This window comes from Pseudomonas sp. W2Jun17 (genome assembly GCF_023127795.1).
Lineage (GTDB): Bacteria > Pseudomonadota > Gammaproteobacteria > Pseudomonadales > Pseudomonadaceae > Aquipseudomonas > Aquipseudomonas synxantha_A.
In genome coordinates this window covers 253,711-265,135 of the sequence record NZ_SPKO01000029.1, presented here as the reverse complement: position 1 = coordinate 265,135, position 11,425 = coordinate 253,711, and the positions used below count along the sequence as shown (strand labels likewise).

Here is an 11,425-nt window from a genome sequence, read left to right as displayed (position 1 = left end):
GACCTACCCATGGCACTGATCACGGACATCCAGAAGCTGGAGCCCGGCGGCGAGATTCGCCTGTTTGAAATCGACGGGACCGAGTACGGCGCCGATTATTTGCGTTTCCACGGACACGCGATTCCGCATACGCCGGAAGAGTTGTTGGCCTACGAGCACTCGGAAGAGGCCCTGCCGGCCAAGTCGATCTGGTGGCAGGGCGAGGAGTACGCAGCTTGGCCGGTGCAGATCGAGGGTATTTCATCCAGCAGTGACGGTACCGCTTCGCGGCCTACGTTCGCTGCGGGCAACATTAACGGACGCGTCACTGCGCTGTGCCTGGCCTTCGAGGACATGCTCAAGTTCAAGCTGACCGTGCGCGAAACCTTGGCACAGTACCTGGACGCGGCCAACTACCCCCACGGCAACCCAGCCGCTGACCCAACCCAGGAAGCACTGGAGATCTGGTACATCGACCAGAAAACCAGCGAGGACGGAGAGGCCGTGGTCTGGGAGCTTTCCTCCCCGGGTGAGATCGATAACCACGGGCTACCCGGGCGCCAAATGACGACGTTCTGCCATTGGGCAATGACCAACGGTTACCGGGGGCCGGACTGCGGATACACCGGCGCCGCAATGTTCGACGACGAGGACAACCCCACGGACGACCCGGCGCTTGACCAGTGCAAAGGTTGTCTGTCGTCCTGCAAGTTGCGCTTCGGCGAGAACAACGAACTTTCATTCGGCGGATTTCCTGCCGTTTCCCTGATTGCCCGGAGCTGACCATGCGCAAGCACATCATCGCGGCGATCCAGGCGCACGCGGCGGCGGAGCATCCGCGCGAGTGCTGCGGACTGCTACTGGCCGCCGGGCGCGCGCAAAAGTACTTTCCGTGCCGGAACATCGCTACGGAGCCAAACGAAGAGTTCCGGCTTGATCCAGAGGACTACGCCGCGGCGGAAGACCAGGGCGAGGTGATCGGCATTGTTCACTCGCACCCGGACGCCACCAGCAGGCCGTCACCGCACGACCTGGCCATGTGCGAAGCCACGGCCTTGCCCTGGCACATTCTGTCCTGGCCCGAGGGCGACATGCGCACGATCACGCCAATGGGCAGCACACCGCTTCTCAACCGTCCATTCGTACATGGGGCCTGGGACTGCTGGCAGGTCTGCGCTGATTGGTACCAGCGCGAGTGGGGGTTGGAATTCGAAGCCTTCCAGCGCACTGATGGCTGGTGGGAGAGTGCGGAGAACGCCAGCCTGTACGAGCAGCACTACGAGGCGGCTGGCTTTGTCTGCGTCGACCGACCGCAGCGCGGTGACATGATCGTTATGCAGGTTGGCCGGACTGCTCACCCGAACCACGCTGGCATTTACCTTGGCACCGACCCGTCACTGCCTGGTGAGGATTCAGGCGTTTTCGGACCTGGCCCTTTCCTGCTGCACCACCTATACGGCAGGCCGTCAGAGATAATTGTCTGCGGCGGCCCTTGGCATGACCGTACGCGTCTGATCCTCAGGCATAAGGACGCAAAACAACCGTGACGCGGCGGGGGCACGCAAGTCTTGCAGAATTGGCATTCCGTCCACGTTTGGTGGCTGATCAGTACATCTGTTGAGTGATGGCAAATTGACCTTGCGCAACGACAACTGTAGATTCCTCGCGAAAGAGCGGCTCGCTCGTAGCGAGTGAGCAAGAACAATCATCGGATGAAGGGAATCAACTTGGCCAAATTTATGTGGTTCGTCACCATCGTAATGTCGTTTATAGGTGCGGTTGTGGGCTTTGGCGGGATGATGCTTGCGAAAAGCGCTCCGCAGGAAGCGGCCGCAGCTGCAATGGGGCTGACCTGTGCAGTGATTCCTTACTGCATTGCTCGGGCATTCACTGAGCTACGCTCGTTGTAAGGTCAGAAGCAGACTCATGAATCCCGGCCAAGCGCCGGGTTTTTTGCATCTGGCTTTCCCAGTGCTACAGTCCCGCAAAACCAACGAGGGAACGACATGCGGATTTTATTATCAGGTACAGCGATGGTGGCGCTTGTTTTGTCTTCAGGCATTGCACTTGCTGCAAAACCATCCGATGAAACGCTCAGTTATTGCACTTCCGTTTCAGAGATGGCCGCTTCGATTATGAAAAATAGGCAGAATGAAGTTTCAATGGCCAAAATGATGAAAGCCTCTGCTGGAGACCCATCTGTCGACGCGCTTGGGGCGGAAGTCATCAAGGACGCTTACAGCACTTCGGCCTTCCGTACGGAGGAAAACCAAAAAAGGGCGGTAAGCGAATTTGAAAATAAATGGTTTTCTATATGCCTGAAGGCGAAAGACAAATGAGGGCTCTGGGCTCGGTACGTAAGCTTGTTTTGGCCTTCATTATTTGCTCGTCGGCGGCGATGCTCGCGGGGTGCATGGCGCCCACGATGAATGAGGCGCGCCAGAGCGGACCTTACAAGGTAATGAGCTCGAAAAAGGCCGACGCCGCGCTGGCAAAGTGCGTTCAGTACGAATGGCAGAACCAGCCGATCTTCGGCGGCGCGCCTGGCGCAACGCTTCAGCCGGGGCGTGACACCGGATATACGGTATTCACTGAGGGCTCTCAGTACTTCGTTGATATCCAGCCAAAGGGCACCGGCTCAGAGGCGAAGTATTACGTCGTTGTGGGTAATTGGATCGCAAATAAACGATTGACCGCGCTGCAAGGCTGCTTGTAGCGACACATCAAATTGTTCAAGGCTCGCTTCGGCGGGTCTTTTTTTTGCCTGGAGAAAATCACATGGCGGCACTTTCCATCAATTACCAGCCAATGACCACAATCCTGCTCTACGGCCAGCTTCGGCAGTTTGGGCGCTCATTCCGAATGGCTGTGAGGTCTCCCGCCGAAGCGGTGAAAGCTCTGTGCGTGCAAATACCCGGTTTCGAACGCTTCCTGTCCAACGCCAAATCCAGAGGGATCGAGTTCGCTGTATTCCGTGGCACTAAAAACCTGGGTGAAAAAGAACTGGGGTTTGTTGGGGAGGGGGATATACGCATTGCTCCAGTCATCACCGGCAGCAAACGCGGCGGAGCACTTCAAACCATCATTGGGGCCGTGCTGATCGTTGTCGGCGCAGTAATTACTGGTGGCACCTTTGGTGCGGGCGCACCATTTGGCTCGGCCCTAATCATGATGGGCGGCTCAATGGTGTTGGGAGGGGTTATCCAAATGCTCAGTCCTCAGGCTGGCGGACTCAAGACCAGCGCAGCACCAGAGAACACCCCCAGCTACGCCTTCGGCAGCGCCAAGAACACCACGGCATCTGGCAACCCGGTACCGCTGTGCTACGGCAAGCGCCGGGTGGGCGGCGCAATCATCAGCGCCGCTATCTACGCCGAAGACCAGATGTAGCCAACATTTGCAGCACCGCAGCCGCCCACGAGGCGGTTTTTTATTGCTTGGAGAAAAAGATGGGCGACGACAGCAAGATCGACATCCACGGCGCCAAGGGCGGCGAAGAGAAGCCTAAGACGCCAACGGAAGCCCCTGACAGTCTGCGCTCGGTTGCTATTGCCAAAATGCTCATCGCTGTGGGCGAGGGGGAGTTCGAAGGCACACCAACCGCCAGGGACATCTACCTCGACAACACTCCGCTGCAAGACCCCCAGGGGAACATGAACTTCCCGAACGTGAAGTGGGAGTGGCGCACCGGGGCCGTGGACCAGACCTATATCCAGGGGATCCCATCGGTCGAGAACGAGACCACCATCAGCACTGAGCTGCGCAGCGGCACGCCATGGGTTAGGGCGATCAACAACACCCAGCTTTCCGCTGTGCGCGTACGCTTCGCCTGGCCGGCGCTTCAGTCCGTCGATGCCGGCGGCAACATCAACGGGTACCGGATTGAATACAAGGTTGAGCTGGCCACTGATGGGGGCGCCTATCAGCCGGTGCTGAGCGAGGCTGTCGATGGCAAGACCACCAGCGTGTACGAGCGCACTCGCCGTATCGATTTACCCAAAGCCACGACCGGCTGGTTGATGCGCATCACCCGCATCACACCAAACCAGAACAACAACAAAATCTCGGACACCATGCAGATCGCCGGTTTTACCGAGGTGATCGACGCGAAGATCCGCTACCCAAACACGGCGCTGCTCTACATCGAGTTTTCCGCCGAGCAGTTCCGTAGCATCCCGGCCGTGACGGTCGAGACCAAGCTGAAAAAAATGCAGGTGCCGAGCAACTACGACCCTGTGTCTCGGACTTACTCGGGCGTTTGGGACGGCACCTTCAAAAAGGCCTGGACCGACAACGCTGTCTGGATGACCTACGACATCACTACGGCCGACCGCTTCGGCCTGGGTCGCCGTATCAAGCCCTGGATGGCAGACAAGTGGGAGCTGTACCGGATTTCGCAATACTGCGACCAGCTTGTGCCGGACGGGAAGGGTGGCCAGGAACCGCGCTTCATCTGCAACTTGAACCTGCAGAGCAAAGCCGATGCATGGTCACTGCTGCGCGATATCTCGGCGATCTACCGAGGCATGACCTACTGGGCCCAGGGCCAGGTGTTCACTCTCTCGGATATGCCACGCGCAACGGACTTCGACTTTGCCTACACCCGGGCAAACGTCATTGACGGCAAGTTCACCTATTCCAGTGCGTCAGAGCGCACACGCTATACCCGGGCGCTGGTCAGCTACGACAACCCGTTGAACAACTACGACACGGACGTCACCGCCGTGACCGATCAGAAGCTGCAGCGGCGCTACGGCGACAATCCGCTGGAGATCAGCGCTATCGGCTGCACCCGCGAATCCGAGGCCCAGCGCCGCGGCAAGTGGGCGCTGCTGACCAACTCCAAGGATCGGGCCGTAACCTTCAAGGTTGGCCTGGATGGCCGTATCCCGCTGCCTGGCTACGTGATCCCGATTGCTGACGAACTGCTGGCCGACCGTGCCATTGGCGGCCGTATCTCAGCTGCTAACGGCAAGGTCATCAAGCTGGACCGCGACACCCAGGCCAAGCCCGGAGACCGACTGATCCTCAACCTGCCTGACGGCAAGTGCGAGGGGCGTACCGTGGAAGTGGTCAGCGGTCGGCAAGTCACGGTCACCGTGGCCTACTCAGTGACGCCTGAGCCGGAACTTGTGTGGGCACTGGATGCTGATGACTTGGCCGTCCCGCTTTACCGGGTGGTCAGCGTTGCGCGGCCAGAGCCTGGCGTGTTCGAAATCTCGGCCGTGCAGTACGACCCGAGCAAGTTCGCGCACATCGATACCGGTGCGCGCCTTGAAGAACGCCCGATCAGCGTAATCCCGATCACCGTGGTACCGCCGCCGGCCAGCGTCACGCTCACGTCGAGTTACGCGGTAGATCAGGGCATAGCCATCAGCACCATGAACATCTCATGGCCCGCTGTTGCTGGCGCCGTCGCTTATGACGTGGAGTGGCGCAAGGACAGCGGCAACTGGATCAAGGTGCAGCGCACGGGATCTACCAGCGTTGATGTAACCGGGATCTACTCGGGCGCCTATCTCGCCCGTGTGCGCTCGGTGAGCGCCTTCGAAATTTCGTCGATCTGGAAAAGCTCTAGCCTGACCAACCTTGAAGGCAAGACAGGCCTACCGCCGGCGGTGTCGTTCCTGACCACCACCAGCCTGGTCTATGGCATCGGCATTCAATGGGGCTTTCCACCAGGTGCAGAGGACACTGAGCGCACGGAACTTTGGTACAGCCAAACGGCTGACCTGACGACCGCGATAAAGCTGAGCGACTTCAGTTACCCGCAGGCCAAGCACGAAATGCACAGCCTGCTGGCTGGCGCGAGTCTGTTCTTCTGGGCTCGCCTGGTGGATCGGACCGGCAACGTCGGCCCGTTCTTTCCTGTACCTGGTGCGGTCAATGGTCAGGCCAGTTCGGATCAAGCCGAGTATGAAAAATACTTTGCGGACAAGATCGGAAAGGGCGCCCTGTACCAAAGCCTTCGAGAAGAGATCGAGCTGATTACAGGTGATGGTCCAGGGTCTGTGAATGAACGCCTGGAGGAGGCCAAGCAGGAACTTGAAGACCTGATCAAGAAAGTGAGCGATGCCCTTGCTTACGACCCGGCAAAGCCGTATTTGAAGGGCGACATCGTGCGTCTGGATCAACGCCTCTACCAAGCGAAAGGCCCTGTGCCTGTCGGCGCAACGCCGCCCGACGCCACGTACTGGACCGATATTGGCACCATCATTGAGACCACTGACGCGCTGGTGTCGCAGGTCCAGATCATCGAAACCAAGATCGAGGAAATCGACGGCAAGGTGTTGGCCACCGCTACCTCCGTCGAGGCGTTGCGTTCTGCTGCTCGGGGAGATGATGGCGCTGGCGATCTGGCCGACGCAGTCAAGGGTTGGACATCCACGGCGGATCTTGCCGTTGAGCGTAAAACCCGAGCCAGCGAAAATGATGCGATGGCCCAGCAATTGCTGACCTTGGGCGCACAGGTTGGTGACAACAAGTCGTCGCTGACGGTGCTTGAGCAGGTGGTTGCCACCAACCGCGAAACGTCCGCAACGCAGATCACCCAACTCAAGAGTGACCTGTCTGCGGTTGATCAAAAGGCGATCGGCAATGCTCAAGCGATTAATGGCCTCGATACGAAGGTCACCAACTTGGACGGGCGGGTCACGGCCCAGGCATCCAGTAATGAATCACTGCGTGCTTCGGTGCGTGGTGACGACGGCGCGGGCGAGCTGGCGGGGGCGTTGAAAGCGTATGAGTCCACCGCAAGTATCGCCCAGCAGATGCGTGTTGAAGCATCTCGCGAATTGGCAACTGCTGAGCGGCTGACTACCTTGCAGGCCGGGATTGATAACGCGAAGGGGCTTATTCAGCAGGAGGAGCTGGTTAGGGCCACCGCGATCGAGGTTCAGTCTAAACGGACTGATACGGTCCAGGCCAGTTTGGGCCAGACCAATGCGTCGGTTCAGCAGGTGAGTCAGGTCGTAGCGGGTCTTGACGGCAAGGTATCGGCACAGACAACCATCAAGGCCCAGACCAATGTGGACGGAAAGAAAGTAATGGCGGGGCTCGCTCTGGGCAGCGATGGGGAGACGTCCGAAATTCTGGCGTTTGCTCAGCGATTCGCCATTATCGACGAGGTCAGTGGCGCTGCAACTTTCCCGTTTGTGGTTTCTGGCGGGCAGGTATTCATTAGTTCGGCAGTAATTAAGACGGGCATGATCACCAATGCCATGATCGGTAATTACATCCAGTCAAATAACTACGTGGCAGGGGGCAGCGGGTGGAGGCTTTCATTCGACGGCACGTTTGAAATGAACGGGAATATTGCTGGTCTTGGCACCATGAGGCTAACCAATACATCCCTTAAATTCATCTACACCAACGGTGTGGTTGGTATTGATCTGAGTCTCTAATATGGTCGGATTAGTAATAAGGGATCGCGATACGGGGCTGGTTAAAGTCGATATGACTATGAGTATTAGCCAGACCCAAGGATCAGTGGTTACCAACTCTGCAAATGGTTCAATAGCGATCCCGGCACCGCCCCCTGGAAAGGTCCAATTTCCAATCGTCGTTCCTCTTCAGGACAGGCAGCTCGAAAAGGGAAAGGTCCCGTCGGTAACGATATCCAACGGGGTTCTCTCTTGGATCTACTCGTACAACACCAACGGCTGGGGTAATTTTTCAGCCAATTGCATTATTTACTACGGTTATTATTAATGGCTAATCTCGTAGTTAAAAAACAAGATGGCAGTCTTCTGTTTGATACGGCCAAAATTACCTATGGTCTTGTGAAAAGCGGAAATCTAAGCGTCATCGAGACCTGGTGGCGTCGGAGTTTTAAAGGAGGGAACGTAGATCCTAATTGGGGTGGAAATTGGACAAGCTCAGGTGTAAGTCCTAGCGTTGCCTTGTCAGATGTTATTTATGGCTTCACTGTGGTTGGAGCCTCGTCGCCAATCGTGTTTCTCACTGGCAGCGGTTGCTTGCAGGGGACAAAGATTTCCGGCGATTCAATGACTTTTCTTTACACTAACGCAAGCGTAAATACTAAATTCTATTGCTTTGATTTGATGAAGGACGCTATTGCGGGGTCTCCGTACTTGAAAACCCGGCAAACGGACAGTGCAATGACGTTTAACTCTCTGCAACTGGCCTTGAATGTAGTTGCATCCATTCAAGCGCCTCCGCCGACGGGAACGCAGGAGTCGCAATATCCAATCCCATCGGGTAGCAGGCCATACGCGAATGCCGTCTTGAATGTTGAGCAGCGCGAAACACCTCCCGGTTACCAGTCAAATATATTTACCGCCAAGGTAACGATTAATATCAAGCCGGGCGTTGAGTACGCCGCGTACCTTCCCTGGAGTAGGGGGTGTCAGATCTGGTTGTACGGTCTCAACGAGTCGAAGCGGACCTATCGTTATGGGGGAAGCGAGGGGTGTGGCGGTGTCGTAGGAGGCATTCAGTTTATGTTCGGGCCTGCTGGGGGGACACCTCAAGATCACCCGACGGTTGTGAGTGGTACTCCAATGCCACCAAACTTTTCGCAAATTGCAACGGATAGGCTACCGACCGCTTTAGTGATCGAGACGGCCAACCTGCCATTTCCCTTCAACTGATTTATTAGCTCAAAGAGCCCGCCGAGTGCGGGTAATTTTTTGCCTGGAGAAAAATATGGCTTCTTGGTTTTCAGAAGGAACCGTCACCGTCAATAACGGCAACACCGTTGTGACTGGTGTCGGTACCAAGTTTTCAAACTGCCGCTCTGGCGATATGTTTGTCGGTCCAGATAACGGCGTCTATCAGGTTATAAACCCGTCGAGCGATACCTCCGTGTCGATCTCGCCGGCTTATCGCGGAGCCAATGCCTCCGGTGCGTCCTACGGCATTGTCCCTGTAAACGGCTACCCAAAGGCCCTGGCCGATGCGGTCAACCTGATGGTTCAGCAGTGGGGAGCCACGCTCGCAGGACTTGGTCCCGTCTCCAGTATGGCGGTTGTCCCGTTTGCAAATGGTGGTACAGGTACTACCACCAAGGCAGCAGCCAAGGTGGCACTGGACCTGGGTACCGCTTCTGCAAAAAACTTTGGCCTTACTAACGGCGACCTGATCCCGGCGGGCGTGCTCAGCGGGATGTTTTCCAATGTTGCCCCAGACGCCTATCAAATGGACAGACCTGGCGAGCCTGGGCAACAGGGCGCTTTCTACAAGTTTCTGAATAACGGATCTTCGTCTGGGCTGAGCTACTCAACCCTGATTCGAATTCCGTACAACGTTGGATATGAGGCGCAAATCTTCATTCCCGTTTCGCAAGGCACCGGTTCGCTGCTCTTCCGCACCACGCCTGGTGCTGCTGGAACCTTCGGCCCCACGTATAGCGTTTACCACACAGGTAACACCACCCGCGGTTCCGGCGGTGCGCTTTCGGCGGCTTCACCCATCCTGAGAATTGCTGATGTGTCCGCCAGCGAGCGCCGCGACCTCCAAGAGGAATCGTTTCTCCCTGCCGGAGAATGGGGTGTGGCCAACGATGAAGCGCGCGGCGTTATTGTTGAGCGCCTCGGCGTTGGCGAGTATCGGGTGACGGGAAGCCTTGGCCTGGCACTGGAGGGCTGGCGCACACAAGATCCGCACTCGCCTGATGGAGGTCGTGCACTGGGCATAACCGAAAGCGAGCAGGCCGATGGCGGGGCTGTCGTAATCCGTCTTTTCAAGCAGCGCTGGACGCTCACTGATGACGGAGAGATGGTGCCGGGCCGGGGGGCGCCAATGGATGTTCCGCCGAATAGCTGGATCGATGTGCGGCTTGAAATGCCCAAGGTCGATACGCCGCCGCCACTCAGATCGACCGAAGAATAGCAGCCCGCCAACTGAGCGGGCTTTTTTACGCCTGGAGAAAAGCATGTCGACCACCGAAACCCGCGGGGTACGCAACAAAAACCCCGGAAATATCGATTACAACCCGGCCAACCAGTGGCAGGGCCAGTTGAAGCCTGACCCTGCGTTAGAGAAGCGCTTCGCCAGGTTCGATACGCCCGAGAATGGTATTCGCGCCCTGGGCAAGCTGCTGCTGACTTATCAGCGCAAACATGGCCTGAAAACTGTGAAGGCGATCATCAGCCGGTGGGCGCCGTCGGTAGAGAACGACACTGCGGCGTACGTGCGCGCGGTTGAAGCGAATACCGGTACTCGGCCTGGGGCGGAAATTGACATGGCCCGAACAAAGGTCATGACGGGCTTCGTCAAGGCGATCATCCACCATGAGAACGCCGGGTACGTTTACCCCGACGAAGTGCTGGCGGAAGGCGTGCGGCGGGCACTGACATGACGCCAGTGCAGAGGATTGCCGGCCTGGCGGTGCTGGTTCTGTTGTTGATGGCCAGCGCCGCCGGCGTGACTTGGCAGGTTCAGGACTGGCGACTGGGCAAGCAACTGTTCGAACGGCTCTCGGCCCAAAGCGCCGCGCACCAGGGTCAGCTCGACGCCATAAGCAACGAAGCCTGGCGGCAGCAGAAGGCCGAGCAGGATAAGCGCTTGGCCATCGAGCAGCAGATTGCAGTGCAGGACCAACAACACACTCAGGAATTATCCGATGCTCAACGCAATCAGGCTTCTCTTCGCGATCGCCTTGCCACTGCTGATGTCCGGCTGTCAGTCCTTCTCGACGGCACGGACACAGCCAGTCGCTGCGACGTGCCTGCCGCCCCCGGCGCCGCCGGCGTGGTTCATGCAGCCCGTCGAGCCCAACTTGACCCAGCGCATGCGCAACGAATTATCGCCATAACTGATGAAGGTGATAACGGCTTGATAGCGTTACGAGCATGCCAAGATTACGTCCGAGCTATCAACCACTCGCATTGAAACTCATAAACCCGAATGTGAGATAAGGCATATCATTCGGATTCATTCAGCAGCGGGGTCGTGAAAAAAACGCATCCGATCAACGTTGCAAATAAAGCTAACGTCTCTTCCAACTCCGGGTCTTCAAATATTATCGAGCGCGAATCTAGGGCGCATAGAGCACCATATAGCTGCCCATTAGGAAGGAAGATGGGAACACCTGCATAGCTTTCTATCGCATACCGTTTAACCACAGCACGACTCGAGTATCTACCGTCTTCACTGATTTTAGGAATAAAAAGCGCCTTAGGATCTCTACGGAGCTCGCTGCAAAGCGTGATTTCCAGTTCCAGTGTATCCCCAGCCTCTATCCCCATATGCATCGGGTCGTAAGCTGAGCAGACGATCCAGTCTGCTTCGGTGAACTTCGCGATCCCGGCAAATCGCATTCCAGTAAGGCGTGTTACAAGTTTTAAAATGCTAGTGATAGCTTCCATCTCAGCCAACGCTGAACGCTCGTTTAAATTCAGCACAGAGTGCAAGCTGATTTCGGGCCTATTCATATTCCACCTGTGCTGTTTTTAATTGGGCGCGCCGCATTGGCGTCTGAGAT

The 11,425-nt window shown here is 57.1% G+C and carries 12 protein-coding genes; 11 read left to right on the top strand and 1 reads right to left on the bottom strand.

Going from position 1 to position 11,425, the window contains the following annotated elements; all coding sequences use genetic code 11:
• Positions 1–9 precede the first annotated feature (9 nt).
• From E4O98_RS18315 to E4O98_RS18265, 11 genes are all read left to right on the top strand, one after another.
• Positions 10–762 carry a phage minor tail protein L gene (locus E4O98_RS18315; RefSeq protein WP_248135840.1) on the top strand — a complete coding sequence of 251 codons (753 nt, stop codon included), beginning with the start codon at positions 10–12 and terminating at the stop codon, positions 760–762.
• Between the two features lie 2 nt (positions 763–764).
• Positions 765–1,526: a C40 family peptidase gene (locus tag E4O98_RS18310; protein WP_248135839.1), complete on the top strand. Its 762-nt coding sequence runs from the start codon at positions 765–767 to the stop codon at positions 1,524–1,526.
• A 165-nt stretch (positions 1,527–1,691) separates the two neighbouring features.
• On the top strand, positions 1,692–1,889 hold the full coding sequence (locus E4O98_RS18305) for a hypothetical protein (protein WP_169906054.1): 198 nt from the start codon (positions 1,692–1,694) through the stop codon (positions 1,887–1,889).
• A gap of 96 nt (positions 1,890–1,985) precedes the next feature.
• Positions 1,986–2,318: a hypothetical protein gene (locus tag E4O98_RS18300; RefSeq protein ID WP_169906056.1), complete on the top strand. Its 333-nt coding sequence runs from the start codon at positions 1,986–1,988 to the stop codon at positions 2,316–2,318.
• Entirely contained in the window at positions 2,294–2,695 is a 402-nt protein-coding gene (locus E4O98_RS18295) for a hypothetical protein (protein ID WP_248135838.1), read from the top strand. The genes E4O98_RS18300 and E4O98_RS18295 overlap by 25 nt, the downstream gene beginning before the upstream one ends.
• Positions 2,696–2,757: 62 nt before the next feature.
• On the top strand, positions 2,758–3,369 hold the full coding sequence (locus E4O98_RS18290) for a tail assembly protein (protein WP_248135837.1): 612 nt from the start codon (positions 2,758–2,760) through the stop codon (positions 3,367–3,369).
• Between the two features lie 59 nt (positions 3,370–3,428).
• Positions 3,429–7,382 (top strand): phage tail protein, encoded by a 3,954-nt coding sequence (locus E4O98_RS18285; protein ID WP_248135836.1) that lies wholly within the window; start codon positions 3,429–3,431, stop codon positions 7,380–7,382.
• A 306-nt stretch (positions 7,383–7,688) separates the two neighbouring features.
• Positions 7,689–8,591 (top strand): hypothetical protein, encoded by a 903-nt coding sequence (locus E4O98_RS18280; protein WP_248135835.1) that lies wholly within the window; start codon positions 7,689–7,691, stop codon positions 8,589–8,591.
• Between the two features lie 55 nt (positions 8,592–8,646).
• Positions 8,647–9,831, top strand: a complete 1,185-nt coding sequence (locus E4O98_RS18275) for a hypothetical protein (protein ID WP_248135834.1) — start codon at positions 8,647–8,649, stop codon at positions 9,829–9,831.
• Between the two features lie 43 nt (positions 9,832–9,874).
• Positions 9,875–10,300, top strand: a complete 426-nt coding sequence (locus E4O98_RS18270; RefSeq protein WP_248135833.1) for a structural protein — start codon at positions 9,875–9,877, stop codon at positions 10,298–10,300.
• Entirely contained in the window at positions 10,297–10,833 is a 537-nt protein-coding gene (locus E4O98_RS18265) for a lysis system i-spanin subunit Rz (RefSeq protein WP_248135832.1), read from the top strand. Before E4O98_RS18270 ends, E4O98_RS18265 begins: the two co-directional genes overlap by 4 nt.
• Before the next feature lie 32 nt (positions 10,834–10,865).
• Here the strand turns inward: E4O98_RS18265 and E4O98_RS18260 are convergent, their stop codons facing one another.
• Positions 10,866–11,375, bottom strand: a complete 510-nt coding sequence (locus E4O98_RS18260) for a GAF domain-containing protein (RefSeq protein ID WP_248135831.1) — start codon at positions 11,373–11,375, stop codon at positions 10,866–10,868.
• Between the last annotated feature and the right edge of the window lie 50 nt (positions 11,376–11,425).

Coding starts and splice junctions, on each gene's coding strand:
- E4O98_RS18315 (WP_248135840.1), top strand. CDS start 10: ATGGCACTGATCACGGACATCCAGAAGCTGGAGCCCGGCGGCGAGATT.
- E4O98_RS18310 (WP_248135839.1), top strand. CDS start 765: ATGCGCAAGCACATCATCGCGGCGATCCAGGCGCACGCGGCGGCGGAG.
- E4O98_RS18305 (WP_169906054.1), top strand. CDS start 1,692: ATGAAGGGAATCAACTTGGCCAAATTTATGTGGTTCGTCACCATCGTA.
- E4O98_RS18300 (WP_169906056.1), top strand. CDS start 1,986: ATGCGGATTTTATTATCAGGTACAGCGATGGTGGCGCTTGTTTTGTCT.
- E4O98_RS18295 (WP_248135838.1), top strand. CDS start 2,294: ATGCCTGAAGGCGAAAGACAAATGAGGGCTCTGGGCTCGGTACGTAAG.
- E4O98_RS18290 (WP_248135837.1), top strand. CDS start 2,758: ATGGCGGCACTTTCCATCAATTACCAGCCAATGACCACAATCCTGCTC.
- E4O98_RS18285 (WP_248135836.1), top strand. CDS start 3,429: ATGGGCGACGACAGCAAGATCGACATCCACGGCGCCAAGGGCGGCGAA.
- E4O98_RS18280 (WP_248135835.1), top strand. CDS start 7,689: ATGGCTAATCTCGTAGTTAAAAAACAAGATGGCAGTCTTCTGTTTGAT.
- E4O98_RS18275 (WP_248135834.1), top strand. CDS start 8,647: ATGGCTTCTTGGTTTTCAGAAGGAACCGTCACCGTCAATAACGGCAAC.
- E4O98_RS18270 (WP_248135833.1), top strand. CDS start 9,875: ATGTCGACCACCGAAACCCGCGGGGTACGCAACAAAAACCCCGGAAAT.
- E4O98_RS18265 (WP_248135832.1), top strand. CDS start 10,297: ATGACGCCAGTGCAGAGGATTGCCGGCCTGGCGGTGCTGGTTCTGTTG.
- E4O98_RS18260 (WP_248135831.1), bottom strand. CDS start 11,375: ATGAATAGGCCCGAAATCAGCTTGCACTCTGTGCTGAATTTAAACGAG.